This window comes from Burkholderia sp. SR8 (assembly GCF_052851275.1).
The window spans coordinates 89,144-114,641 of the sequence record NZ_JAULUC010000011.1 but is presented as its reverse complement, the minus strand read 5'-3'; the positions used below and the strand labels follow the sequence as shown (position 1 = coordinate 114,641).

Here is a 25,498-nt window from a genome sequence, read left to right as displayed (position 1 = left end):
CGCGCAGGGCGCCGCGCGTGCCGTCGGCGGCGCGGCGGGCCTCGCGGCCCGCATCCGCGCTGCATGCAATCTCCGGGAAGCCGCCGCACGACGCCTGACAGCTGGTGTTGCCGTCCGCGCGGGCCGTTCCCGTCGCCGTTTCTCCGCAGCATTCTCGATACACGATACGTATGGATCTCTCGATTGCGGCGATCCTCGCGCAAGACGGCATCACGACCGGCGCCATTTATGCATTGCTGTCGCTGGCGCTCGTGCTGGTGTTTTCCGTCACGCGGGTGATCTTCATTCCCCAGGGCGAATTCGTCGCCTATGGCGCGCTCACGCTCGCGGCGTTGCAGGCGCAGAAATTTCCCGCCACGTGCTGGCTGCTGTTCGTGATGGGCATCGCGTGCTTCCTGCTGGAAGTCGGCGGGATGATCCGCCATCGCGAACGCCGCCATCAGCTCGGCCGCACGCTCGCGACGCTGGCGAGCCGCTACGTGCTGCTGCCGCTCGCGGTGTTCGCGCTCACGCGCAGCTTTGCCGCGCAACCGCTGCCGATGCTCGCGCAGATCGCGCTGACACTCGCGATCGTCGTGCCGATGGGGCCGTTCGTCTACCGGCTCGTGTATCAGCCGATCGCCGAGGGCACGACGCTGCTGCTGCTGATCGTGTCGGTCGCCGTCCATTTCGCGATGGTCGGGCTCGGGCTCGTGATGTTCGGCGCGGAGGGCTCGCGCACCAACGGATTTTCTGACGCGTCGCTGGCGATCGGCGGCATGACGGTGTCGGTGCAGAGCATCCTCGTGGTCGTGACCGCGCTGGTGCTGATCGGCGCGCTCTACGTGTACTTCGGTCGCACGATCGCCGGCAAGGCACTGCGCGCGACGTCGGTGAACCGGCTCGGCGCGCGGCTCGTCGGCATCGGCACGACGGAAGCAGGGCGGCTCGCGTTCACGTTCGCGGCCGGGCTCGGCGTGCTGTCGGGCATCCTCGTCGGCCCGCTGACGACGATCTACTACGACTCCGGTTTCCTGATCGGGCTGAAGGGGTTCGTCGGCGCGATCATCGGCGGGCTGGTCAGCTATCCGCTCGCGGCCGCCGGCTCGCTGCTCGTCGGCGTGCTCGAATCGTATTCGTCGTTCTGGGCGAGCGCGTACAAGGAAGTGATCGTGTTCACGCTGATCATCCCGGTGCTGCTGTGGCGCAGCTTCGCCACGCCGCACGCGGAAGAGGAAGAGGAGTGATGCGATGAAGACGATGGTACGCAACAAGACCTTCTGGCTGTTTCTCGTGGTGCTGTTCGCGCTGCCGGTGCTCCCCGGCGCACTGCAGGTGCCCGAATACTGGATCACGCTGCTGAACTACATCGGCCTCTACGCGATCGTCGCGATCGGGCTCGTGCTGCTGACAGGAGTCGGCGGGATGACGAGCTTCGGGCAGGCCGCGTTCGTCGGCATCGGCGCATATGCGACCGCATTCCTGACGACGCACTACGGCGTGTCGCCGTGGCTCGCGCTGATCGTCGGCGTCGTGCTGACGGCGCTCGTCGCGCTCGTGCTCGGTGCGGTCACGATGCGCCTGTCCGGGCATTTCCTGCCGCTCGGCACGATCGCGTGGGGGCTCGCGCTGTTCTATCTGTTCGGCAACCTCGAACTGCTCGGCAAATACGACGGCATCAACGGGATTCCGGCGCTGAACCTGTTCGGTATCGCGCTCGAAAGCGGCCGCAGCCTGTACTTCCTGATCTGGGCCGTCGTGCTGGCCGCAATCGTGTCGGTGCAGAACCTGCTCAACAGCCGGCCCGGCCGTGCGATCCGCGCGCTGCGCGGCGGCGGTGTGATGGCCGAGGCGATGGGCGTGAACACCGCGTGGATGCGCGTCGTGATTTTCGTCTACGCGGCCGTGCTCGCGGCGGTGTCGGGCTTCCTGTACGCGCACCTGCAGCGCGCGGTGAACCCGACCCCGTTCGGCCTGAACCACGGGATCGAATTCCTGTTCATGGCCGTGGTCGGCGGCGTGTCGCACGTGTGGGGCGCGGTACTTGGCGCGGCGATCCTCACCGTGCTGCAGGACTACCTGCAGACGCTGCTGCCGAAGCTGCTCGGCTCGGAAGGCAACTTCGAGATCATCGTGTTCGGCGTGCTGATGGTGCTGCTGCTGCAGTACGCGCGGCAGGGCGTGTGGCCGTTCGTCGCGAAGCTGTTCCCGCGCGGGCCGCGCGCGCACGTACCCGATCATGCGGATCCGCTGCCGCAGCGTGCGAAGCCGGTCGCGGGCGAGCCGCTGCTCGTCGTCGACAATGCGCGCAAGCAGTTCGGCGGGCTGGTGGCCGTCAACGACGTCAGCTTCGATGTGAAGGCCGGGCAGATCATCGGGCTGATCGGTCCGAACGGCGCCGGCAAGTCGACTACGTTCAATCTCGTGACCGGCGTGCTGCAGCCGACCGGCGGCACGATCACGTTCCGCGGCGAGCGGATCGACGGACTCACGTCGCGGCAGATCGTGCGGCGCGGCATCGGCCGGACGTTCCAGCACGTGAAGCTGCTGCCGACGATGACGGTGCTCGAGAACGTCGCGATCGGCGCGCATCTGCGCGGTCATACGGGCGTGTGGCGCAGCATCGCGCGGCTCAATGCGCATGAGGAAGCGCAACTGCTCGCCGAAGCGGCACGGCAGATCCGCCGCGTCGGGCTGGAAAAGCACATGTACGAAGAAGCCGGCAGCCTCGCGCTCGGCCAGCAGCGGATTCTCGAAATCGCGCGCGCGCTGTGCTGCGACCCGACGCTGCTGCTGCTCGACGAGCCGGCCGCCGGGCTGCGCTACCAGGAGAAGCAGCAACTCGCCGATCTGCTGCGGCGGCTGAAGGGCGAAGGAATGAGCGTGTTGCTCGTGGAACATGACATGGATTTCGTGATGAATCTCACCGACCGGCTGGTCGTGATGGAGTTCGGCACACGGATCGCGGAAGGGCTGCCGCAGCACGTGCAGCAGGATCCGGCCGTGCTCGAAGCGTATCTGGGCGGGGTGGAGTGATGACGGACACGACGATGCCGATTCTCGAGGTGCGCGGGCTGGCGGTCCGGTACGGGAAGGTGGAGGCGCTGCACGGCGCGGCGATCAAGGTCGGCGCAGGGCAGATCGTCAGCGTGATCGGCCCGAACGGGGCCGGCAAGTCGACGCTGCTGAACGCGATCATGGGTGCGCTGCCGGTGACGGGCCATGCGGCCGGTGCGGTCGTGTACCGCGGCCACGACGTGAGCCCGCTGCCGGTCGAACAGCGCGTCGCACGCGGAATGTGCCTCGTGCCGGAAAAGCGCGAGCTGTTCAGCACGATGACCGTCGAAGACAACCTCGTGCTCGGTGCGTATCGCCGCAAGCTGGCGGGAGAATCGAACTTCCTCGACCAGCTCGATCACGTGTTTGCGCTGTTTCCGCGGCTCAAGGAGCGACGCAAGCAGGCGGCCGGCACGCTGTCGGGCGGTGAGCGACAGATGCTCGCGGTGGGCCGCGCGCTGATGGGCAAGCCGGACCTGCTGATGCTCGACGAGCCGAGCCTGGGGCTTGCACCGCTGATCGTGAAGGAGATTTTTCATATCATCAGCGCGTTGCGCGGCACAGGCGTCGCGACGCTGCTGATCGAACAGAACGCGCGGGCCGCGCTGCAGATCTCGGACTATGGCTACGTGCTGGAGACGGGCGAGTTTGCGCTGGAAGGGCCGGCGGCCGAGTTGGCGCAGAACCCGCGGGTGATCGAAACGTATCTCGGGCTGGCGAAGAAGACGGCTTGATCGTGACCGGGTTGGCGGGAAACGGACGGCGTGTTTCACGTGAAACACGCCGTTTTTGTTTCCGGTGGCAGGGTGGGCAGCGGGAGTGGGGATAAGTGCCGGACTGCCGAGTGGACGCACTGTGCGCGTGCAGCTGTCATTGCGTGGCGGGCACAGGAGAATGACCGGTATGCGACGGACGTGCTCCACCGTGGCCGAAGGGAGCAGCACAGGGGAAAAGTGCCCGGTCGCGCAACGAAAATACTGTGATGACGCGCGCAGCCCGCCTTCCCCAACCGATTTCTGACCTGCCAGGTGCTGCACAGCTCAGCGGTGTTCGACCTATCGCCGGCGTGCTGCCGGAGCCGACCAGAACGACTGAATTGGCCGATCGGCCTAAAAAACTGCCCAAATGAACGGACCCTACCAATCGGACGGTCTTCGGGTGAAAAGCGAACCCGCTATAATTCGGCCCATACATTTCTCAGATAGGTTCGTGCGCAGTCCTGCGCACGGAATCCACCATGCTTTTTCCCACAGAATTTGACGTCATCGTCGTCGGCGGCGGGCACGCCGGCACGGAGGCTGCGTTGGCATCCGCGCGTATGGGCGCGAAAACGCTGCTGCTGACCCATAACATCGAAACGCTCGGGCAGATGAGCTGCAATCCGTCGATCGGCGGCATTGGCAAGGGCCATCTGGTCAAGGAAGTCGACGCGCTCGGCGGCGCGATGGCCGCCGCGACGGACGAGAGCGGGATTCAGTTCCGGATCCTCAATTCGTCGAAGGGCCCGGCCGTGCGCGCGACGCGCGCGCAGGCGGACCGGATCCTGTACAAGGCTGCGATCCGCCGCCGGCTCGAGAACCAGCCGAATCTGTGGCTGTTCCAGCAAGCCGTCGACGACCTGATGGTCGAAGGCGACCGCGTGGTCGGCGCCGTTACGCAGATCGGCATCCGCTTCCGCGCGCGCGCGGTGGTGCTGACGGCCGGTACGTTCCTCGACGGCAAGATCCACGTCGGCCTGAACAACTACACCGGCGGCCGCGCGGGCGATCCGGCGGCGGTGTCGCTGTCGGCACGCCTGAAGGAGCTGAAGCTGCCGCAGGGCCGCCTGAAGACCGGTACGCCGCCGCGTATCGATGGGCGCTCGATCGATTTTTCGAAGCTCGACGAGCAGCCGGGCGACCTCGACCCGATCCCGGTGTTCTCGTTCCTGGGCCGGGCCGAGCAGCATCCGCAGCAGCTGCCGTGCTGGGTCACGCATACGAACGAGCGCACGCACGACATCATTCGCGGCGGCCTCGACCGTTCGCCTATGTATACCGGCGTGATCGAAGGCGTCGGCCCGCGTTACTGCCCGTCGATCGAGGACAAGATCCACCGGTTCGCATCGAAGGAATCGCACCAGATCTTCCTCGAGCCGGAAGGGCTGACGACCAACGAGTTCTATCCGAACGGGATTTCGACGAGCCTGCCGTTCGACGTGCAGCTCGAACTCGTGCATTCGATGCGCGGCCTCGAGAATGCGCACATCCTGCGTCCCGGCTATGCGATCGAGTACGACTACTTCGATCCGCGCGCGCTGAAGGCGTCGCTCGAGACGAAGGCGATCAACGGGCTGTTCTTTGCGGGCCAGATCAACGGCACGACCGGCTATGAAGAAGCCGCTGCGCAAGGGCTGCTGGCTGGCCTGAACGCGGGCCGCTACGTGCAGGAGAAGGAAGCATGGTGCCCGCGCCGCGACCAGGCTTACCTGGGCGTGCTGGTCGACGACCTCGTCACGCGCGGCGTGGCCGAACCGTACCGGATGTTCACGAGCCGCGCCGAGTACCGGCTGAGCCTGCGTGAAGACAACGCGGACATGCGTCTGACCGAAATCGGCCGCGAGCTTGGCCTGGTCGACGACGCGCGCTGGGATGCATTTAGCCGGAAGCGCGACGCTGTTTCACGTGAAACCGAACGGCTGAAGTCGACGTGGGTCACGCCGAAGACGCTGCCCGCCGAAGAGGCGACCGCGCTGCTGGGCAAGGCGATCGATCACGAATACAGCCTCGCCGAACTGCTGCGCCGCCCGGGCGTCAGCTACGACGGCGTATGCGGGCTGAAGGGCGGCGAATGCGGCCCTGCTGAAGCGCTTGCCGACGATCCGGTGCTGCTCGAGCAGATCAAGGAGCAGGTCGAGATCGGCATCAAATATCAGGGCTATATCGAGCGTCAGGCGAGCGAGATCGAGCGCAACGATGCGAACGAGAACACGCGCCTGCCGGACGGTATCGATTACCGCGAGGTGCGCGGCCTGTCGTTCGAGGTGAGCCAGAAGCTCAACGAGTTCCGGCCGGAAACGATCGGCCAGGCATCGCGTATCTCGGGCGTCACGCCGGCCGCGATCTCGCTGCTGATGGTGCACCTGAAGCGCCGTGGTCTCGGCCGCCGTAACGGCACGGCCGCAGAGGCAACCGAGCAGGGGGGCGGCACCGTCCCGACGCAACAATGACGGCGCGTCGCGCGCCGGCGGTTAATCGGGACGTTCTTGAACAGATGCTCGTCGACGGCACGGCCGCGCTCGATATCGCATTGACGGACGCACAACGCAACCAGCTGCTCGACTATGTGGCGCTGCTCGGCAAGTGGAACGCGGTCTACAACCTGACCGCGATCCGCGACCCGAAGCAGATGCTGATCCAGCACATCCTCGATTCGCTGTCGATCGTTCCGCATCTGCGCGGCCGTGCGTCGGCGCGCGTGCTCGACGTCGGCTCGGGCGGCGGATTGCCCGGTATCGTGCTGGCGATCGTGCAGCCGGACTGGCAGATCACGCTGAACGATATCGTGCAGAAGAAGTCTGCGTTCCAGACGCAGATGCGCGCGGAACTGAAGCTCGCGAATCTGTCGGTGGTCACCGGCCGGGTCGAATCGCTGCAGCCGGGTGTCGAAGTGCCGGAAAAATTCGACATGATCGTATCCCGCGCTTTCGCGGATCTATCCGACTTCGTTAAACTTGCTCGACATCTCGTCGCGCCCGGCGGATCGATCTGGGCGATGAAGGGTGTCCACCCGGACGACGAAATTGCACGACTGCCGGAAGGCAGCCACGTGAAGCAGACGATACGGCTGACGGTACCGATGCTCGATGCCGAACGGCATCTGATCGAGGTTGCCGTCGACGATGCGAATTGAAGGCGCGCAGTAGCGCGCCGTTTGTTTGAAGGTAAAGGGAACACACCAACGATGGCAAAGATCTTCTGCGTTGCGAACCAGAAGGGGGGCGTCGGCAAGACGACGACATCGGTCAATCTCGCCGCGAGCCTTGCAGCGCAGGAGCAACGAGTCCTGCTGATCGATCTCGACCCGCAGGGCAACGCGACGATGGGCAGCGGGATCGACAAGGCCGCCTGCGAGTCGACCGTGTACGAAGTGCTGGTCGACGGCGTATCGGTGACGGATGCGCGCGTGCGTCCGGAAGGCGTCACGTACGACGTGCTGCCCGCCAACCGCGAGCTGTCCGGTGCCGAGATCGAGCTGATCAGCATCGACAACCGCGAGCGCCGGCTGAAGGCCGCGCTCGAGCGCGTGGCCGACGACTACGACTTCGTGCTGATCGATTGCCCGCCGACGCTGTCGCTGCTGACGCTGAACGGCCTGTGCGCGGCGCACGGCGTCGTGATCCCGATGCAGTGCGAATACTTCGCGCTGGAAGGGCTGTCGGACCTCGTCAACACGATCAAGCAGGTTCACGCGAACATGAACCGCGACCTGAAGATCATCGGCTTGCTGCGCGTGATGTTCGATCCGCGCATCACGTTGCAGCAGCAAGTCTCCGATCAATTGAAAGCGCACTTCGGCGACAAGGTGTTCGACGCGGTGATTCCGCGCAACGTGCGCCTCGCGGAAGCGCCGAGTTACGGATTGCCGGGCGTCGTGTTCGACCGCAATTCGCGCGGTGCGCAGGCCTATCTCCAATTCGGTGCCGAGATGATCGATCGCGTACGCGCGTTCGAGGTGTCGTGATCCGGACATGAGCGAAGCGAGGAAGAAAGACATGAACGCGGTACCAAAGAAGAAGGGCTTGGGACGTGGCCTCGAGGCGCTGCTCGGCGGCAGTGCGGACATCACCGAAGCGGTGAAGATCGAAGGCGCGCCGAACACGCTCGCGCTCGGCAAGCTGCAGGCGGGCAAGTACCAGCCGCGTACTCGAATGGACGAGGGCAGCCTGCAGGAACTGGCGGCCAGCATTCGCGCGCAAGGCGTGATGCAGCCGATCCTGGTGCGGCCCATTTCGTCTGACAAATACGAGATCATCGCGGGCGAGCGGCGCTTCCGCGCGGCACGCCTGGCGGGCCTCGACGAAGTGCCGGTGCTCGTGAAGGATGTGTCCGATCAGGCCGCCGCCGCGATGGCGCTGATCGAGAACATCCAGCGCGAAGACCTCAACCCGCTGGAAGAGGCGCATGGCATCCAGCGCCTGCTCGACGAGTTTGGTTTCACGCACGAACAGGCGGCCGAGTCGGTCGGCCGTTCGCGCAGCGCGGTGTCGAACCTGCTGCGCCTGCTGAATCTGGCTTCGCCGGTGCAGACGATGCTGCTCGCGGGCGATCTCGACATGGGGCACGCACGTGCGCTGCTCGCGGTCGACGCGGCCACGCAGATCACGCTCGCGCACCAGGTCGTCAACAAGCGCATGTCGGTGCGCGAGACCGAGAAGCTGGTCGCGCACACGACGAAGGAAGCGCCGGCGGTGAAGGCGCGCGCGAAGGACGACGGCGGCCGCGACACGCGCCGTCTCGAGGAGGAGTTGTCCGACCTGCTCGCGTCGACGGTGAAGATCAAGCTCGGCCGCCGCGGGCGAGGGCAGGTGATGATCGACTTCGGCAACCTCGACGCGCTCGAGGGCATTCTCGCGCGCCTGCGCGGCAACGTCGCGACGGAAGAGTAACGAGGCGCCATCGATGGAAAGTACGGGCGCGCTGGCGCCGCGCCGGTGGCTCGGCTGGCTTTCGAAGGAGCCCGTACTGACGGTACTGGCGTTTGCGCTGATTCTGCTTCAATGGTTGCGTCCGCAACCAATTGCCGCATTGGGCGGCCTGGTCGACTGGCAGACCGTCGTGACGCTCGCCGGCCTGCTGATGCTGACCAAGGCGCTCGAGTTGTCCGGTTGCCTGATGTGGCTTGCGCATCGCATCGTGCATCACGTGCGTTCCGAGCGCGGGCTCGCGATGTTGCTCGTCGTGTTCGCCGCGGCGCTTGCGATGTGGCTCACCAACGATGTCGCGCTGTTCGTCGTCGTGCCGCTGATGGTGTCGTTGCGCGCGCTGACGCCGCTGCCGTTCCGGCGGCTCGTGATCGCCGTTGCGCTCGCGGTCAACGCGGGCTCGGTCGCGACGCCGCTCGGCAATCCCCAGAACCTGTTCCTGTGGCAGTTGAGCGGCGTGTCGTTCGGCCGCTTCGTCGTCACGCTCGGGCCGCTCGCGCTGGCGCTGATGGCGCTGCTGCTCGCGCTGACGGCCTGCGCGTTTCGTGCGAAGCCGCTCGACCTGTCGGGCGACGTCGAGGCCGTCCCCGTGCAGCGCATGCACGCGCTGCTCGCGGCGGTGCTGTTCGGCGCGTTCGTACTACTCGCCGATGCGCACCATGCGGTGCCGGGCCTGATTGCCGTCGTGATCGCGCTGCTGCTGGCGAAACGCGATGCAGTCCTGAAGATCGACTGGCTGTTGCTGCTGATTTTCGTGCTGATGTTCGTCGTGCTGCGCAGCGCGGCCGCGCTCCCCGTCGTTCACGACACGATCGCGCACGCTCACCTCGATTCGCCGCTGCGCGTGTTCGCCGCAGGCGCGGTGTTGTCGCAGGGCATCAGCAACGTACCGGCGGCGATCCTGCTGTCGGAATTCACGCACGACTGGCGCGCGCTCGCGTACGGCGTATCGGTCGGCGGCTTCGGTTTCGCGATCGGCTCGCTCGCGAACCTGATCGCGGTGCGCCTCGCGAAGGAGCCGCGGATGTGGCTGCCGTTTCACGCGGTGTCGATTCCGTTCGCGTTCGCGAGTGCGGCAGTGGGCGCGTGGTTGCTCGCTCACGCTTGAGCGGTGCGCTGAATCCGCCGCAGGCTTGCTGCAAGGCTGATGGCACCGCGCACGGCGATCGCGATCGTTGCGAAGCGGCGGTTGTTGATAACTGCCGCGTTTCACAGTCGATCTTCTGTGGTGGCGCAACAACTGATTCGCGACACCGGCGTGCTCGCACCGTGTGTAATTTGCGCATCGCACCCGGCGCAGTGATCACAGGACTTCCTCTATTCCGCATCGGCGCGCGGGGCCCTTTCGCGCGATCGCGCCACAGCAGAATTCCTGCCGCAATCGCGCCGCGACCGTAATGCCCGCACCGGGCATCGATATCGCGCGATTTCATTGGCGGCGCAATTTTCGAAGCAAGAAATACCGCTCCGAAATACCGACCTTACAACTGTCATCGTACGTCATCGATTCGCGCGTTTTTCACATGATGAGGCGTCGTTTTGCACAGGTTTTTGTCGCGTCTAAAGCCTTGAATCACTTGCAACTATCGCTTACAATCGCCCGGATTTGTTAGCTAGGCACCCCTGAAAGCTTTCGGAAAGCTTGGGGCCGGGTTCAAGGATTTTGCGGAAGATTGCGATGGCGGGTCAGGCGCCGAACGACAGGCACGATGGTCCCCGCGCGCAACGCACCGCTTCAGCGGCCGGCGAGCGGCGCGAATCCGATGGCGACGACTGGGATGCCGAGCAGCAAGATAACAACATCGTTCCGCTCACGCGGACGGAAGCCGAGAGGCTGTTCGGTCCGAACGTGAGCAAGCCGTCGCGCGTGACCCCGTACAAGGTGGTGATCGCGCAGGTGGTCTTGTCCCTGGTTGCAACGCTGGCGTGGTGGCTGTTTTCAAAGTCGCCGGGCGCCGCTGCGCAGTCCGCGTTTCTGGGCGGGGCGATCGGCTGGGTGCCAAGCGCGTTGTTCGTGGCACGACTGAAGGCAGGTGGTTCGGCCACCGTGATGAGCTGGGTGATGGGCGAAGCCCTGAAGCTCGGCGTGACGATCGGGATGTTCGCCGCAGTGGCGTACGGCTATGCCGGCGTGCACTGGCCGGCGCTCCTCGTCACCTACCTCGTCGTGCTGAAGACGTACTGGATCGCGCTGGCCTGGCGGTAAAAAACAAGCAGCGTGCGGTTTCGACAACGAACCGCACCGGCCCGTTCCCGCAATAGCGTATTGCGGAACGGGGCAAAACGATTTTCGACAATTTGGGTGGCATTAACGATATGGCAGCTAGCGAAGGCACGCGCGGTCCGGATCCGTCCGAGTACATTGCGCACCACTTGCAGAACTTTTCCACCTCGCATCAGACGTCGATTTTCGACATCCACGTCTGGAACCTCGACACGCTGTTCTGGTCGATCGTATGCGGCATCGTGACGATCGTCCTGCTGCGTCTGGCCGCCCGCAAGGCGACCTCGGGCGTGCCGGGCCGCTTCCAGTGCGCGATCGAGATGCTCGTCGAGATGGTCGAAGACCAGTCGAAGGCCATCGTCCACGGCAACCGCACCTTCATCGCTCCGCTCGCCCTCACGGTGTTCGTGTGGGTCGCGCTGATGAACTCCCTCGACTTCCTCCCGGTCGACCTGCCGGGCCGCGTGATCGGCCTGCTCGGTCTGTCGGACGTGATTTCCCACCATCGCATCGTCCCGACGGCCGACCTGAACGGCACGCTCGGCATCGCGCTCGGCGTGTTCGTCCTGATGATCTACTACAGCATCAAGATCAAGGGCGCAGGCGGCTTCGCACATGAACTGCTGTCGGCGCCGTTCGGCGGCCACCCGCTGCTGTGGATCCCGAACCTCGCGCTGAACATCGTCGAATACGTCGCGAAGACCGTCTCCCTCGGCATGCGGCTGTTCGGCAACATGTACGCGGGTGAGCTGTTGTTCCTGTTGATCGCCCTGCTCGGCAGCATGTGGAGCTTCGGTGGCGACGCAACGTTCCTCGGCTTCGTTGGTCATGTGATCGCGGGCAGCGTCTGGGCAATCTTCCACATCCTGATTGTTCTGTTGCAGGCATTCATTTTCATGATGCTGACGCTGGTGTATCTCGGCCAGGCGCACGACAAGCACTAAGCGCGGCGTGCAAAAAGAGTTTCCGTTTTAGTTTTTTAAATCTCAGTTCCAAGTCTTTTCACAAAGGAGTGATCATGCAAGCTTACATCGCCAACATCCAGGGTCTGACCGCCATCGGTATCGGCATCATCATCGGCCTGGGTGCAATCGGCGCCTGTATCGGTATCGCGCTGATGGGTGGCAAGTACATCGAAGCCTGCGCGCGTCAGCCGGAACTCATCAACCCGCTGCAAACGAAGATGTTCCTGCTGGCCGGCCTGATCGACGCTGCATTCCTGATCGGCGTTGGTGTCGCAATGCTGTTCGCGTTCGCGAACCCGCTCCTGTCGAAGCTCGCAGGCTAAGGTTCCACGGAAATTTGCGTCCGGCGCGAGCCGGCGCAGGGCGGAACGGAGACTTGGGGCGCTGATCGAATGCAACTCGATGAGCGCCTTACCGTTTCATTTTTCCGGAATAGCAGATAAGGAAACACCGTGAATCTCAACGCAACTCTGTTTGCGCAAATGGTCGTGTTCCTGGTCCTCGCGTGGTTCACGATGAAATTCGTGTGGCCGCCGTTGATCAACGCCCTCGACGAACGTTCGAAGAAGATCGCCGACGGCCTCGCCGCCGCGGAGAAGGGCAAGGCGGAACTCGACGCAGCGCACAAGCGCGTGGACCAGGAACTCGCGCAGGCCCGCAACGACGGCCAGCAGCGCATCGCCGACGCTGAAAAGCGTGCACAGGCGGTCGCCGAGGAAATCAAGGCCAACGCCCAGGCTGAAGCCGCCCGCATCGTCGCCCAGGCGAAAGCGGAAGCAGAACAGCAAATCGTGAAGGCGCGCGAAGCGCTGCGTGGCGAAGTCGCCGCGCTGGCCGTGAAGGGCGCCGAGCAGATCCTGAAGCGCGAAGTCGATCAAACGGCCCACGCCCAACTGCTGAATCAACTGAAAGCCGAGCTCTGATCATGGCCGAACTTGCAACCATCGCCCGCCCTTACGCAGAAGCGCTGTTCCGCGTGGCCGAGGGAGGTGACATCGCCGCCTGGTCCACGCTCGTGCAAGAGCTGGCCCAGGTTGCGCGTCTGCCGGAAGTGCTGTCGGTCGCGTCGAGCCCGAAGGTGACGCGCACGCAAGTGGCCGAGCTGCTGCTTGCTGCGGTGAAGTCGCCGATCGCGGCCGGCGCCGAAGCGAAGAACTTCGTGCAGATGCTGGTCGACAATCATCGCATCGCGCTGCTGCCGGAAATCGCCGAGCAGTTCGAGGCGCTCAAGAACGAACGTGAAGGTGCAGCCGACGCCGAGATCGTGAGCGCGTTCCCGCTGAACGGCGCGGATCTCGAAAGCCTCGTGTCTGGCCTCGAACGCAAGTTCAAGCGCAAGCTGAAGCCGACGGTCGAAGTCGATTCGTCGCTGATCGGCGGCGTGCGCGTGACGGTCGGCGACGAAGTGCTCGACACCTCGGTTCGCGCGCGCCTCGCATCGATGCAGGCTGCCTTGACCGCCTGAGCGCCACGCCGGCACGCAACAGAATTGACTATCAGGAGCGAATAATGCAACTCAATCCCTCTGAGATCAGCGAGCTGATCAAGAGCCGGATCCAGGGCCTTGAAGCGAGCGCAGACGTTCGCAACCAGGGCACCGTGATCTCCGTGACCGACGGTATCGTGCGCATCCACGGCCTGTCGGACGTGATGCAGGGCGAAATGCTCGAGTTTCCGGGCAACACGTTCGGCCTCGCGCTGAACCTCGAGCGCGACTCGGTCGGCGCGGTGATTCTCGGCGAATACGAACACATCTCGGAAGGCGACATCGTCAAGACGACGGGCCGCATTCTGGAAGTCCCGGTCGGCCCGGAACTCGTCGGCCGCGTGGTCGATGCGCTCGGCAACCCGATCGACGGCAAGGGCCCGGTCAACGCGAAGCTGACCGACGCGATCGAAAAGATCGCCCCGGGCGTGATCTGGCGCAAGTCGGTGTCGCAGCCGGTGCAGACGGGCATCAAGTCGATCGACGCGATGGTGCCGATCGGCCGTGGCCAGCGTGAGCTGATCATCGGCGACCGTCAGTGCGGCAAGACCGCGGTGGCGCTCGACGCGATCATCAACCAGAAGGGCAAGGACCTGATCTGTATCTACGTCGCGATCGGCCAGAAGGCTTCGTCGATCATGAACGTGGTGCGCAAGCTCGAAGAAACGGGCGCGCTCGAGTACACGATCGTCGTCGCCGCTTCGGCATCCGATTCGGCTGCCATGCAGTACCTGGCACCGTACGCCGGCTGCACGATGGGCGAATACTTCCGCGACCGCGGCCAGGACGCGCTGATCATCTATGACGACTTGACCAAGCAGGCTTGGGCATACCGTCAGATCTCGCTGCTGCTGCGCCGCCCGCCGGGCCGCGAAGCGTACCCGGGCGACGTGTTCTATCTGCACTCGCGTCTGCTCGAGCGTGCGGCTCGCGTGTCGGAAGAGTACGTCGAGAAGTTCACGAACGGCGAAGTGAAGGGCAAGAGCGGCTCGCTGACGGCACTGCCGGTCATCGAAACGCAGGCTGGCGACGTGACCGCGTTCGTTCCGACGAACGTGATCTCGATTACCGACGGCCAGATCTTCCTGGAAACCGACCTGTTCAACGCAGGCATCCGCCCGGCAATCAACGCCGGCGTGTCGGTGTCGCGAGTCGGCGGCGCCGCGCAGACGAAGGTCGTGAAGAAGCTGTCGGGCGGTATCCGTACCGACCTCGCGCAGTACCGTGAACTCGCGGCATTCGCGCAGTTCGCATCGGACCTCGACGAAGCGACCCGCAAGCAGCTCGAGCGCGGCCGCCGCGTGACGGAACTGCTGAAGCAGCCGCAGTACCAGCCGCTGCAGGTGTGGGAACTGGCCGTGTCGCTGTACGCCGCGAACAACGGTTACCTCGACGATCTCGACGTCAAGCAAGTGCTGTCGTTCGAGAAGGGCCTGCGCGACAACCTGAAGACCAGCCACGCTGACCTCATCAAGCGCATCGAAGACACCAAGGATCTCTCGAAGGACGACGAAGGCGCGCTGCGCGCGGCGATCGAATCCTTCAAGAAGTCGGGTGCCTATTGATCCGCGAGTGACACACTGAGGCCGCGCGGGGGCTGACGCGCCCGCGCCGCTTCGGTCAAGGAGCAAGCTATGGCTGGAATGAAGGAAATTCGCGGCAAGATCAAGAGCGTGCAGAACACGCGCAAGATCACGAAGGCGATGGAGATGGTGGCCGCATCGAAGATGCGCCGCGCGCAGGAACGCATGCGCGCCGCTCGTCCGTATGCGGACAAGGTCCGTGCCATCGCCGCGCACATGAGCCGTGCGAACCCGGAGTACCGCCACCCGTTCATGGTGGCGAACGACGGCGCGCAGACGGCCGGCATCATCCTCGTCACGACGGACAAGGGTCTTTGCGGCGGTCTGAACACCAACGTGCTGCGTGCGACGGTGCAGAAGTTCAAGGAGCTGGAAGAGAAGGGCCAGAAGGTCGAAGCCACCGCAATCGGCGGCAAGGGCCTCGGGTTCCTGAACCGCTTCGGCGCGAAGGTGATGTCGCAGGTCGTGCACCTCGGCGACACCCCGCATCTGGACAAGCTGATCGGCGCCGTGAAGACGCAGCTCGATCTGTACTCGGAAGGCAAGCTGTCGGCGGTCTATATCGCTTACACGCGCTTCGTGAACACGATGAAGCAGGAAGCCGTGATCGAGCAGTTGCTGCCGCTGTCGTCGGACCACTTCGACGCCAATGACGGTACGCCGGCCACGTCGTGGGACTACATCTACGAGCCGGACGCGCAGGCAGTCGTCGACGAACTGCTCGTGCGTTACGTCGAGGCGCTGGTGTACCAGGCCGTCGCGGAGAACATGGCGTCCGAGCAATCGGCGCGCATGGTCGCGATGAAGGCCGCGTCCGACAACGCGAAGACGGTGATCAGCGAACTGCAGCTCGTGTACAACAAGAGCCGCCAGGCCGCGATTACGAAAGAACTGTCGGAGATCGTCGGCGGCGCAGCCGCTGTTTAAGCGCGCGCCCGGGACGACAACTGCGCCTTTGCGCGAGTAAAGAATCAGGTATTTAAAGGAAAAGCGATGAGTACTGCTGCTTTGGTAGAAGGCAAGATCGTACAGTGCATCGGCGCCGTTATCGACGTGGAATTCCCGCGCGACAGCATGCCGAAGATCTACGACGCGCTCATTCTCGATGGCTCGGAACTGACGCTCGAAGTCCAGCAGCAGCTGGGCGACGGCGTGGTCCGTACCATTTGTCTGGGTGCATCCGACGGCCTGCGCCGCGGCCTGACCGTGAAGAACACGAGCAAGCCGATTTCGGTGCCGGTCGGCAAGCCGACCCTCGGTCGTATCATGGACGTGCTCGGCCGTCCGATCGACGAAGCCGGCCCGATCGAAAGCGAAACGACGCGTTCGATCCACCAGAAGGCTCCGGCGTTCGACGAACTGTCGCCGTCGACCGAACTGCTCGAAACGGGTATCAAGGTCATCGACCTGATCTGCCCGTTCGCGAAGGGCGGCAAGGTCGGCCTGTTCGGCGGTGCTGGCGTGGGCAAGACCGTCAACATGATGGAGCTCATCAACAACATCGCGAAGGAACACGGCGGTTATTCCGTGTTCGCGGGCGTGGGCGAGCGTACCCGTGAAGGGAACGACTTCTACCACGAAATGAAGGACTCGAACGTTCTCGACAAGGTCGCGCTGGTGTACGGCCAGATGAACGAGCCGCCGGGCAACCGTCTGCGCGTCGCGCTGACCGGCCTGACGATGGCCGAGCACTTCCGTGACGAAGGCCTCGACGTGCTGTTCTTCGTCGACAACATCTACCGTTTCACGCTGGCCGGTACCGAAGTGTCGGCACTGCTCGGCCGTATGCCGTCGGCAGTGGGCTATCAGCCGACGCTGGCTGAAGAAATGGGCAAGCTGCAGGAACGCATCACGTCGACCAAGAAGGGCTCGATTACGTCGGTTCAGGCCGTGTACGTCCCTGCGGACGACTTGACCGACCCGTCGCCGGCGACGACCTTCGGCCACCTGGACGCAACCGTCGTTCTGTCGCGTGACATCGCTTCGCTGGGTATCTACCCGGCGGTCGACCCGCTCGACTCGACGTCGCGCCAGATCGACCCGAACGTGATCGGTGAAGAGCACTACTCGATCACCCGTCGCGTTCAGCAGACGCTGCAGCGCTACAAGGAACTGCGCGACATCATCGCGATTCTGGGCATGGACGAACTGTCGCCGGAAGACAAGCTGTCGGTCGCCCGTGCGCGCAAGATCCAGCGTTTCCTGTCGCAGCCGTTCCACGTCGCTGAAGTGTTCACGGGCTCGCCGGGCAAGTACGTGCCGCTGAAGGAAACGATCCGTGGCTTCAAGATGATCGTCGACGGCGAGTGCGACCACCTGCCGGAACAGGCGTTCTACATGGTCGGCACGATCGACGAAGCCTTCGAAAAGGCCAAGAAGATCCAGTAAGGGCTTGAGTGGGGCGCAAGCCGGCGTGTGCCGGCCGGAGCAATGAGTCAGCGATGACTTGTATGCCGGCCGCCCGCGTCGGGCCGCAATACGCTCAACCTGTGGATGAGATTGGAGTCGATATGGCAACCATCAAAGTAGACGTCGTCAGCGCGGAAGAGCAGATCTTCTCGGGCGAGGCGAAATTCGTCGCGCTGCCGGGCGAAACGGGTGAGCTGGGCATTCTGCCGGGTCACACGCCGCTGATCACGCGGATTCGTCCGGGTGCGGTGCGCATCGAAGTCGAGGGCGGCAACGACGAATTCGTGTTCGTCGCAGGCGGCATTCTCGAAGTGCAGCCGGGCGCCGTGACGGTGCTCGCCGATACCGCGATCCGCGGCAAGGACCTCGACGCGGCGAAAGCCGAGGAAGCACGCAAGCGTGCCGAGGAAACGCTGCAGAACGCGAAGTCGGACCTCGACCTCGCAAAGGCGCAATCCGAGCTCGCGACCGCGATGGCGCAGCTCGAAGCGATCCAGCGTCTGGCGAAGATCCGCAGCCGGCACTGAGCCGCGCGCGTATCCCGCGAAAGAAAGCAGCCTTCGGGCTGCTTTTTTTTCGCCTGCCGCTTTCGTCGGTTTTTTGCGGGCCGGATCGTATCGTCCGGTCGTGCTATTTCGTCCGTCCGCCGCGATTTGATGTCAGAGTATCGTCAGCAGCGCGCGGCATCATCCGCTCAGAAGTGTGCCGCCGCGATCGCGGCGGCGCAGGCGCGCGCGTCAGCCGCGTGTTGCAGCCGATCAGACCAAAACGGACGGAGACATCGATGGCAGCAGACCTTGGCAAGGGGGCGCTGATCGCGCCCGAAAACGGCCTGTCGTACGTGCGCGGCACGACCGACGTGCCGCTATCCGACGCGACGATCAGCCGGTTCCTGCTCGACACTGCCGGCCGCTTTCCCGAGCGCCCGGCCGTCGTATTCCGCGAACAGCAGGTGCGCTGGACCTGGCGCGAGTTCGCGCACGAGATCGACGTGCTGGCCGCCGGCCTCGCCGCGCTCGGGATCGTGAAGGGCGATTGCGTCGGCATCTGGTCGCCGAACCGCAGCGAATGGCTGCTCACGCAGTTCGCGACCGCGCGCATCGGCGCGGTGCTCGTCAACATCAATCCGGCGTACCGGCTCGCCGAACTCGAATACGCGCTGAACAAGGTCGGCTGCAAGGCCGTGATCGCGGCCGAGCGCTTCAAGAGTTCCGCGTACGTCGAGATGCTGCAGACGATCGCGCCTGAGCTTGCCGGCGCGACGCCGGGCGACCTGCACGCGGCCCGCGTGCCGAGCCTGCGCACGATCGTGTCGATGGGCGACACGGCGCCTGCCGGCATGTTCCGTTTCGCGGACGTGATGGCGCGCGGCCGCGACACGCTCGACGTCGCACGGCTCGACGCGATCGGCGCGACGCTCGCGTCCACCGATCCGATCAACATCCAGTTCACGAGCGGCACGACCGGCAGCCCGAAGGGCGCGACGCTCACGCACCGCAACGTCGTCAACAACGCGCGCTCGATCGCGATGGCGATGCGCTTCACCGAGCAGGACTCGCTGTGCATCCCGGTGCCGCTGTATCACTGCTTCGGGATGGTGCTGGCCGTGCTCGCGTGCGTGTCGACGGGCGCGGCGATGGTGTTCCCCGGCGAGGCGTTCGATCCGGTCGCGACGCTCGCGGCGGTCGCCGAAGAACGCTGCACCGCGCTGCACGGCGTGCCGACGATGTTCATCGCCGAACTCGATCATCCCGACTTCGCGAAATTCGACCTGTCGACGCTGCGCACCGGGATCATGGCCGGCTCGCCGTGTCCGATCGAGACGATGAAGCGCGTGGTGTCGCAGATGCATCTGTCGGAGATCACGATCGCGTACGGGATGACGGAGACGAGTCCCGTGTCGTTCCAGAGCTCGACCGACGATCCGCTCGAGAAGCGCACGACGACGGTCGGCCGGATCCAGCCGCATCTTGAGGTGAAGATCGTCGATCCGAACGGCGCCATCGTGCCGGTCGGCGCAACCGGGGAGCTGTGCACGAAGGGCTACTCGGTGATGCTCGGCTACTGGGACGACGATGCGAAGACGCGCGAGGTGCTGGTCGACGGCTGGATGCATACGGGCGACCTCGCGACGCTCGACGCGGACGGCTACTGCAACATCGTCGGCCGGCTGAAGGACATGGTGATCCGCGGCGGCGAGAACGTGTATCCGCGCGAGATCGAGGAATTCCTGTTCCGCCATCCGAAGATCCAGAGCGCGCAGGTGTTCGGCGTGCCCGATCCGAAATACGGCGAGGAGCTGTGCGCGTGGATCGTGCTGCGCGCGGACGAGCAGATGACCGAGGACGACGTGCGTGCGTTCTGCCAGGGGCAGATCGCGCACTACAAGATTCCGCGCTACATCCGCTTCGTCGACGAGCTGCCGATGACGGTGACGGGCAAGGTGCAGAAGTTCGTGATGCGCGAGCGGATGATCGACGAACTGAAGCTCGACGTGCAGAAGACCGCGTAAGCGGTTCGGCGGCGGGAAAAACGTAGCGGCCTGTGCGGTGTCCCGTGCAGGCCGTTGCGTTTTCGATGGACGAAAAAAAGCGGGCTTATTAGCCCGCTAAAAACCACACGCTACGGGGTTAGCGCGAGGAGACCAAAGATGAAACCGGATCCGGCGGGGGGCCGGAAACGACTCCAACAGGGATGCCCCTCGGAAGGGCTTCGGTACGTGACCGACTGGCTCGCAGCGCTTCGCGTCCGCTCACACTTGGCACACGAGACCGCATCCGTGTTGAAACCGTTGAGGCCATTGTGGGCGAATTAACGAGCCGTCGCGGTAACAAAGTGTTTCAGGTTGTAACGCCCGCCAGATAAGGCTTTGCGGGATTTTTTGCTGTTTTCGGGGTACTGAAAAAGGTCATATTTACTCATCTTTTCCGCAGCGTTTTCATCGTGTGCGCATCACGCGTTTTTCATGCGTTTTTGGGTCGATGAATTGCCCGTTTGCACGCCCGAACGTGCATCGCGCGATAGATACCGCGTATGACGATTCATTCGTCAGAAAGATTTTGAAACGTGATCGGCGTACGCGGTAGTCGGCCATTCGGCCGATTTTCGCGATTCCACGCCGGGCGGCGTCACCCAAATCTGTAACGGCGGCGCGCCGGCCGGCGGCCGGACACGCCGCCTTCGGCCTCCGGCGGCGCGGCGGCAACGGGGCGGGCGCCCGTTATCGGCCGCGGGCGCCGCACGTACCGGCGATTACTTCAGCCATTTGTCGGAGATCGCCTGGTATTCGCCGGCCGACAGCGCCAGGTGCAGCCACTGGTCGACGTACTGCTGGAACACGACGTCGCCGCGCGGCACCATGTACGCCTTTTCGCCGAACTGGAACGGCTTGTCCGGATGCACGGAGCACAGGCCCGGATTCAGCTTTTGCTGCAGCAGCGTCTCGGACGCATCGGTCACCATCACGTCGGCCTTGCCGGCGAGGATCTGCTTGAAGATCGTCACGTTGTCCGGATAGACGGTCAGGTTCGCGTGCGTGAAGAACTGCTTCGCGAAGCGCTCGTTGGTGCCGCCCGGGTTCACGATCACGCGGGTCTCGGGCCGGTCGATCTGCGCGACGGTCTGGTACTTGTCGGCGTCCGCGCAGCGCACGATCGGCGTCTTGCCGTCGACCACGTACGGCTGCGTGAAGAACACGCGCTTCTGGCGCTCGAGCGTCGTCGATACGCCGCCCACCGCGATGTCGCACTTCGCGACGAAGTCGTTCGTCAGGTTCGACCAGCTCGTCTTCACGAAATCGGCCTTCACGCCCAGCGATTTCGCGAGCGATTCGGCCATGTCGATATCGATGCCCTCGAAGCGCCCGTCCGTCCGGTAGTACGAGTACGGCTTGTAGTCGCCCGTCGTGCACACGCGCAGCGTGCCGCGCGCGAGCACGTCGTCGAGCCGCGAGCCGGTTGCCGCGGCGGCGGCCGTCGGCGTCGCGGTCGTCCCCTGCGCATGCGCGGCAGCGCAGAACAGCGTGGTGGCGGCGAGCGCGGCCAGCGTGGCGAATCTCTTCATCGGTCTCCTCCTTGGGTTCGGTGTGATATCAGCGTCCGATCATAACGGAGCCATCGCGCGCGTCATATGGCCGCCATCGCATCCGCATACGCGGCCGTGCGGCCCCGCTCCGGTAAAATGCCGGTTTGCCTTCGCACCGTCGCTCCTACCGTGGCCCATACCCTGCTCAACGACACCTTCCTGCGTGCGCTTCTGCGCGAGCCGACCGACTACACGCCGATCTGGCTGATGCGCCAGGCGGGCCGCTACCTGCCCGAATACAACGCGACACGCGCGCGCGCCGGCAGCTTCCTCGGCCTCGCGAAGAATCCCGACTACGCGACCGAGGTGACGCTGCAGCCGCTCGAGCGCTTCCCGCTCGACGCCGCGATCCTGTTCTCGGACATCCTGACGATTCCCGACGCAATGGGCCTCGGCCTGGACTTCCAGGTCGGCGAAGGGCCGAAGTTCGCGCATCCGGTGCGCACCGAGGCCGACGTCGCGAAGCTCGCGGTGCCGGACATCGAAGAGACGCTCGGCTACGTGACGGGCGCCGTGCGCGAAATCCGCCGCGCGCTGACCGACGGCCAGGGCCGCCAGCGCGTGCCGCTGATCGGCTTCTCGGGCAGCCCGTGGACGCTCGCGTGCTACATGGTCGAAGGCGGCGGGTCGGACGATTTCCGCACGGTGAAGTCGATGGCGTACTCGCGCCCCGACCTGATGCACCGGATTCTCGACGTGAACGCGCAGGCCGTGGCCGCGTACCTGAACGCACAGATCGAAGCCGGTGCGCAGGCCGTGATGATCTTCGATACGTGGGGCGGCGCGCTGGCGGACGGCGCGTACCAGCGCTTCTCGCTGGACTACATCCGCCGCGTGGTCGCGCAGCTCAAGCGCGAGCATGACGGCGAGCGCGTGCCGGTGATCACGTTCACGAAGGGCGGCGGGCTGTGGCTCGAGGAAATCGCGGCGACCGGCGTCGACGCGGTCGGGCTCGACTGGACCGTCAACCTCGGCGCCGCGCGCGAACGCGTCGCGGGGCGTGTCGCGCTGCAGGGCAACCTCGATCCGACGATCCTGTTTGCGCCGCCGGCGGCCGTGCGCGAACAGGCGCGTGCGGTGCTCGACAGCTACGGCAACCATCCGGGCCACGTGTTCAACCTCGGCCACGGCATCTCGCAGTTCACGTCGCCGGACCACGTCGCCGAACTCGTCGACGAAGTCCACAGCCACAGCCGCAAGATCCGTAGCGGAGCGGCAGGCTGAACGCAAGCGCTGTCATGCTGCAGTGCGGGGTGACAGCGTTTCGTTGCCGGAACTAAACAGGGCGCAACCCCGCACCGGTTGCCGATTCACGGCTTGTCAAGACTTGACTTATGCACATTTTCCTCGTTGCAGCGCGGTAGAGCCCTGTATCGGTCGGATTGTCTCGCTATGGTTGGGGAATTTGAATAGCAGCCTTATTGCATAAGGCTTCGCGGGGCGCGGCAGACGGCGGGCCAAAGCAGCGGAAAGCGCGGCCCCGCGCGCTTCGCGGCGGTTCAACGCCGAGTTCTCAACAAAGTTATCCACAGGCTGGTCAGGGTATACGGCGATTCCTAATGCGAATCCAAAACTTAGCGCCGAATCTGAAGTTTTACTTTAAGTTCGCCACCGCGACGCGGGCGCGGGTGCAAGCCGTCCATACCGACCCGACCCTTATGCGGCCCGGAGCACGGTGATGGGCGATACCTACCTGCGTGTCGCGCTCGACCATCCGCTCGCGACGCTGTTCGACTACCGGTGCGACGTCGAGCCGCCGCCCGAGCCGGGCACCCTCGTGCAGGTGCCGTTCGGCAAACGGCAGGTGGTCGGGCTCGTCTGCGAAGTAACGACTCACACCGACGTGCCGCCGTCCCGGCTGCGGGCGATCGACGCCGTCTGCGCCGAGTTGCCGCCGCTCGCGCCGGACTGGCTCGCGCTCGTGTCGTTCGCGGCCGACTATTACCAGCGCGGCCGCGGCGAAGTCGCGCTGCCGGCGCTGCCGCAGGCGCTGCGCGACGCGGACCGCTGGGGCCGGCTGCTCGCGCCCGAGGTGCGCTACCGGCTGACCGAAGCCGGTCGCGCAGCCCTTCCCGACGCACTGCCCGCACGCGGCGCCGCACTGCGCCGGCTTGCACAGGCGCTGGCCGACACCGGTTCGCTGACGTTGCCCGATGCGCGCGCATTGCATCCGAAGGCGGCGGCCACGCTCGACGACTGGGCGGCGCACGGCTGGGTCGCGATCGATGAGATCGGCTGGGCCGATGCGCCTGTGCCCAAAGCTGTGGATAACCTGTCGACAACCGGTGGACGAGCTGTGCCGCCGGCGCTCACCGATCAGCAGACCGACGCGCTCGACGCGATCCGCGCCGCGCAGGGCTTTGCGCCGTTCCTGCTGCATGGCGTGACGGGCAGCGGCAAGACCGAGATCTATCTGCATGCGCTCGCCGCGCTGCTCGATGCGCGACCCGACGCGCAGGCGCTCGTGCTCGTGCCCGAAATCAACCTGACGCCGCAGTTCGAGGCCGCGTTTCGCGCGCGCTTCGCCGGCACGCTCGCCGACGATGCGATCGTCACGCTGCACAGCGGGCTTGCCGAGGGCGAGCGCGCGCGCAACTGGCTGGCCGCGCACACGGGCCGCGCACGGATCGTGCTCGGCACGCGGCTCGCGGTGCTCGCGTCGCTGCCGACGCTTGCACTGATCGTCGTCGACGAGGAACACGAGCCCGCGTACAAGCAGCAGGAAGGGCTGCGCTATTCGGCGCGCGATCTCGCGGTGTGGCGCGCGAAGCACCTCGGCATTCCGGTCGTGCTCGGCTCGGCGACGCCGTCGCTCGAGAGCTGGTGGCAGGCCGAACAGGGGCGTTACACGCGGCTCACGCTGTCGCGCCGCGCGGTCGCCGACGCGACGCTGCCGACCGTGCGGCTGATCGATCTCGAAGAGGAGCGGCGGCGCGGCCGCGCGTCGATGGGCGGGCTGTCGGGGCCGCTCGTCGCGGCGCTGAAGGCGCGGCTCGAGCGCGGCGAACAGAGCCTCGTGTTCCTGAACCGGCGCGGCTACGCGCCGCAACTCGCGTGCGACGCATGCGGCTGGGTCGCCGGCTGCCCGCGCTGCAGCGCGTACGTCGTGCTGCACAAGCCCGAGCACGCGCTGCGCTGCCATCACTGCGGCTGGGAAGCGCGCATTCCGCGTTCGTGCCCCGAATGCGGGAACGTCGATATCGCGCCGCTCGGGCGCGGCACGCAGCGGATCGAGGAGGCGCTCGCCGAGGCCGTGCCGGGCGCGCGGATCCTGCGCATCGACGCGGACAGCACGCGCCGCAAGGGCAGCGCGCAGGCGCTGTTCTCGGACGTGCACGCCGGTGAAGTCGACATCCTGGTCGGCACGCAGATGATCGCGAAGGGGCACGACTTCCAGCGCGTGTCGCTCGTCGGCGTACTCAATGCCGACACCGCGCTGTTCTCGCACGACTTCCGCGCGAGCGAGCGGCTGTTCGCGCAGCTGATGCAGGTGAGCGGCCGCGCGGGGCGCGCCGGACTGCCGGGCGAGGTGCTCGTGCAGACGCGCTATCCGCGTCACGCGCTGTATCACGCGCTCGGCCGGCAGGATTACGTCGGCTTCGCGAATTCGACGCTCGGCGAGCGCCGCGACGCGCATCTGCCGCCGTTCGTCTACCAGGCGCTGCTGCGCGCCGAAGGGCGCACGCTCGATGCTGCGCTCGGATTCCTGCTGCAGGCGGCGGCCGCGTTGCCCGGGCTGCCGGGCGCCGATCGCGTGACCGTCTACGACGCGGTGCCGATGACGATCGTGAAGGTCGCGAACGTCCATCGCGCGCAGCTGCTGCTCGAAAGCGCGTCGCGCGGCGCGCTGCAGCATGCGCTGCGCGCATGGCAGCCGGAGCTGCGTGCGCTGAAGGGCGTGCTGCGGTGGAGTCTCGAGGTCGATCCGCTGGATATCTGAGGCTGGCGGCACGGTGGCGGACGCCGTGCCACGCGACGCAGGGTGGCGCGGCCTCAACGGGCTCGACGGCTCCAACGACCGCACGACGA

Annotated in this window: 21 protein-coding genes; 20 read left to right on the top strand and 1 reads right to left on the bottom strand. The window is 65.3% G+C overall.

Annotated elements, in window-relative coordinates; all coding sequences use genetic code 11:
- Positions 1-170: 170 nt before the first annotated feature.
- The 18 genes from Q3A80_RS16370 to Q3A80_RS16285 all read left to right on the top strand — a co-directional run bounded on the left by Q3A80_RS16370 (position 171) and on the right by Q3A80_RS16285 (position 19,898).
- Positions 171-1,226: a branched-chain amino acid ABC transporter permease gene (locus Q3A80_RS16370; protein ID WP_446329994.1), complete on the top strand. Its 1,056-nt coding sequence runs from the start codon at positions 171-173 to the stop codon at positions 1,224-1,226.
- A 4-nt stretch (positions 1,227-1,230) separates the two neighbouring features.
- Entirely contained in the window at positions 1,231-3,015 is a 1,785-nt protein-coding gene (locus Q3A80_RS16365) for a branched-chain amino acid ABC transporter ATP-binding protein/permease (protein WP_446329993.1), read from the top strand.
- Entirely contained in the window at positions 3,015-3,770 is a 756-nt protein-coding gene (locus tag Q3A80_RS16360; protein ID WP_446329992.1) for an ABC transporter ATP-binding protein, read from the top strand. Before Q3A80_RS16365 ends, Q3A80_RS16360 begins: the two co-directional genes overlap by 1 nt.
- 503 nt (positions 3,771-4,273) lie before the next feature.
- Entirely contained in the window at positions 4,274-6,244 is a 1,971-nt protein-coding gene (gene mnmG, locus Q3A80_RS16355; protein ID WP_446329991.1) for a tRNA uridine-5-carboxymethylaminomethyl(34) synthesis enzyme MnmG, read from the top strand.
- A complete protein-coding gene (rsmG, locus tag Q3A80_RS16350; RefSeq protein WP_446329990.1) occupies positions 6,241-6,927 on the top strand; it encodes a 16S rRNA (guanine(527)-N(7))-methyltransferase RsmG in 687 nt (228 codons plus the stop codon). Before mnmG ends, rsmG begins: the two co-directional genes overlap by 4 nt.
- Positions 6,928-6,978: 51 nt before the next feature.
- On the top strand, positions 6,979-7,758 hold the full coding sequence (locus Q3A80_RS16345) for a ParA family protein (protein ID WP_059465983.1): 780 nt from the start codon (positions 6,979-6,981) through the stop codon (positions 7,756-7,758).
- Between the two features lie 31 nt (positions 7,759-7,789).
- On the top strand, positions 7,790-8,683 hold the full coding sequence (locus tag Q3A80_RS16340) for a ParB/RepB/Spo0J family partition protein (protein ID WP_034183983.1): 894 nt from the start codon (positions 7,790-7,792) through the stop codon (positions 8,681-8,683).
- A 13-nt stretch (positions 8,684-8,696) separates the two neighbouring features.
- On the top strand, positions 8,697-9,827 hold the full coding sequence (locus Q3A80_RS16335) for an SLC13 family permease (RefSeq protein ID WP_446329989.1): 1,131 nt from the start codon (positions 8,697-8,699) through the stop codon (positions 9,825-9,827).
- 570 nt (positions 9,828-10,397) lie between these two features.
- The gene (locus tag Q3A80_RS16330) at positions 10,398-10,925 is read left to right on the top strand and encodes an ATP synthase subunit I (protein ID WP_446329988.1); all 528 of its coding nucleotides are present in this window, start codon (positions 10,398-10,400) and stop codon (positions 10,923-10,925) included.
- 110 nt (positions 10,926-11,035) lie between these two features.
- The gene (gene atpB / locus Q3A80_RS16325; RefSeq protein WP_069255410.1) at positions 11,036-11,887 is read left to right on the top strand and encodes a F0F1 ATP synthase subunit A; all 852 of its coding nucleotides are present in this window, start codon (positions 11,036-11,038) and stop codon (positions 11,885-11,887) included.
- Positions 11,888-11,961: 74 nt separating this feature from the next.
- On the top strand, positions 11,962-12,231 hold the full coding sequence (gene atpE, locus Q3A80_RS16320) for a F0F1 ATP synthase subunit C (protein ID WP_006482730.1): 270 nt from the start codon (positions 11,962-11,964) through the stop codon (positions 12,229-12,231).
- Positions 12,232-12,360: 129 nt separating this feature from the next.
- Positions 12,361-12,831 (top strand): F0F1 ATP synthase subunit B, encoded by a 471-nt coding sequence (locus Q3A80_RS16315; protein ID WP_006477283.1) that lies wholly within the window; start codon positions 12,361-12,363, stop codon positions 12,829-12,831.
- 2 nt (positions 12,832-12,833) lie between these two features.
- A complete protein-coding gene (locus Q3A80_RS16310; RefSeq protein WP_446329987.1) occupies positions 12,834-13,373 on the top strand; it encodes a F0F1 ATP synthase subunit delta in 540 nt (179 codons plus the stop codon).
- 44 nt (positions 13,374-13,417) lie between these two features.
- Entirely contained in the window at positions 13,418-14,959 is a 1,542-nt protein-coding gene (gene atpA, locus Q3A80_RS16305; RefSeq protein ID WP_040142775.1) for a F0F1 ATP synthase subunit alpha, read from the top strand.
- Positions 14,960-15,028: 69 nt separating this feature from the next.
- On the top strand, positions 15,029-15,904 hold the full coding sequence (gene atpG, locus Q3A80_RS16300; protein WP_151064948.1) for a F0F1 ATP synthase subunit gamma: 876 nt from the start codon (positions 15,029-15,031) through the stop codon (positions 15,902-15,904).
- A 66-nt stretch (positions 15,905-15,970) separates the two neighbouring features.
- Positions 15,971-17,365 (top strand): F0F1 ATP synthase subunit beta, encoded by a 1,395-nt coding sequence (gene atpD / locus Q3A80_RS16295; protein WP_044845237.1) that lies wholly within the window; start codon positions 15,971-15,973, stop codon positions 17,363-17,365.
- A gap of 122 nt (positions 17,366-17,487) precedes the next feature.
- The gene (locus Q3A80_RS16290; RefSeq protein ID WP_006477288.1) at positions 17,488-17,913 is read left to right on the top strand and encodes a F0F1 ATP synthase subunit epsilon; all 426 of its coding nucleotides are present in this window, start codon (positions 17,488-17,490) and stop codon (positions 17,911-17,913) included.
- Positions 17,914-18,170: 257 nt separating this feature from the next.
- Positions 18,171-19,898 carry an AMP-binding protein gene (locus Q3A80_RS16285; RefSeq protein WP_446329986.1) on the top strand — a complete coding sequence of 576 codons (1,728 nt, stop codon included), beginning with the start codon at positions 18,171-18,173 and terminating at the stop codon, positions 19,896-19,898.
- 740 nt (positions 19,899-20,638) lie between these two features.
- Here Q3A80_RS16285 and Q3A80_RS16280 read toward each other — a convergent pair.
- Positions 20,639-21,448: a transporter substrate-binding domain-containing protein gene (locus Q3A80_RS16280; protein ID WP_446329985.1), complete on the bottom strand. Its 810-nt coding sequence runs from the start codon at positions 21,446-21,448 to the stop codon at positions 20,639-20,641.
- Between the two features lie 150 nt (positions 21,449-21,598).
- Here Q3A80_RS16280 and hemE point away from each other — a divergent pair, with 150 nt between their 5' ends.
- Both hemE and Q3A80_RS16270 read left to right on the top strand, forming a co-directional pair.
- Positions 21,599-22,693, top strand: a complete 1,095-nt coding sequence (hemE, locus tag Q3A80_RS16275) for a uroporphyrinogen decarboxylase (RefSeq protein WP_446329984.1) — start codon at positions 21,599-21,601, stop codon at positions 22,691-22,693.
- A gap of 454 nt (positions 22,694-23,147) precedes the next feature.
- Positions 23,148-25,409 (top strand): primosomal protein N', encoded by a 2,262-nt coding sequence (locus Q3A80_RS16270; RefSeq protein WP_446329983.1) that lies wholly within the window; start codon positions 23,148-23,150, stop codon positions 25,407-25,409.
- Positions 25,410-25,498: the final 89 nt, after the last annotated feature.

Excerpts from the sequence above, each read along its gene's own strand:
- Q3A80_RS16310 (WP_446329987.1), top strand. The coding sequence starts at position 12,834 with ATGGCCGAACTTGCAACCATCGCCCGCCCTTACGCAGAAGCGCTGTTC.
- mnmG (WP_446329991.1), top strand. The coding sequence starts at position 4,274 with ATGCTTTTTCCCACAGAATTTGACGTCATCGTCGTCGGCGGCGGGCAC.
- atpE (WP_006482730.1), top strand. The coding sequence starts at position 11,962 with ATGCAAGCTTACATCGCCAACATCCAGGGTCTGACCGCCATCGGTATC.
- Q3A80_RS16345 (WP_059465983.1), top strand. The coding sequence starts at position 6,979 with ATGGCAAAGATCTTCTGCGTTGCGAACCAGAAGGGGGGCGTCGGCAAG.
- atpB (WP_069255410.1), top strand. The coding sequence starts at position 11,036 with ATGGCAGCTAGCGAAGGCACGCGCGGTCCGGATCCGTCCGAGTACATT.
- Q3A80_RS16280 (WP_446329985.1), bottom strand. The coding sequence starts at position 21,448 with ATGAAGAGATTCGCCACGCTGGCCGCGCTCGCCGCCACCACGCTGTTC.
- rsmG (WP_446329990.1), top strand. The coding sequence starts at position 6,241 with ATGACGGCGCGTCGCGCGCCGGCGGTTAATCGGGACGTTCTTGAACAG.
- Q3A80_RS16285 (WP_446329986.1), top strand. The coding sequence starts at position 18,171 with ATGGCAGCAGACCTTGGCAAGGGGGCGCTGATCGCGCCCGAAAACGGC.
- Q3A80_RS16360 (WP_446329992.1), top strand. The coding sequence starts at position 3,015 with ATGACGGACACGACGATGCCGATTCTCGAGGTGCGCGGGCTGGCGGTC.
- Q3A80_RS16370 (WP_446329994.1), top strand. The coding sequence starts at position 171 with ATGGATCTCTCGATTGCGGCGATCCTCGCGCAAGACGGCATCACGACC.
- Q3A80_RS16270 (WP_446329983.1), top strand. The coding sequence starts at position 23,148 with ATGGGCGATACCTACCTGCGTGTCGCGCTCGACCATCCGCTCGCGACG.
- atpG (WP_151064948.1), top strand. The coding sequence starts at position 15,029 with ATGGCTGGAATGAAGGAAATTCGCGGCAAGATCAAGAGCGTGCAGAAC.
- atpD (WP_044845237.1), top strand. The coding sequence starts at position 15,971 with ATGAGTACTGCTGCTTTGGTAGAAGGCAAGATCGTACAGTGCATCGGC.
- Q3A80_RS16340 (WP_034183983.1), top strand. The coding sequence starts at position 7,790 with ATGAACGCGGTACCAAAGAAGAAGGGCTTGGGACGTGGCCTCGAGGCG.
- Q3A80_RS16290 (WP_006477288.1), top strand. The coding sequence starts at position 17,488 with ATGGCAACCATCAAAGTAGACGTCGTCAGCGCGGAAGAGCAGATCTTC.
- Q3A80_RS16335 (WP_446329989.1), top strand. The coding sequence starts at position 8,697 with ATGGAAAGTACGGGCGCGCTGGCGCCGCGCCGGTGGCTCGGCTGGCTT.
- Q3A80_RS16365 (WP_446329993.1), top strand. The coding sequence starts at position 1,231 with ATGAAGACGATGGTACGCAACAAGACCTTCTGGCTGTTTCTCGTGGTG.
- Q3A80_RS16330 (WP_446329988.1), top strand. The coding sequence starts at position 10,398 with ATGGCGGGTCAGGCGCCGAACGACAGGCACGATGGTCCCCGCGCGCAA.
- atpA (WP_040142775.1), top strand. The coding sequence starts at position 13,418 with ATGCAACTCAATCCCTCTGAGATCAGCGAGCTGATCAAGAGCCGGATC.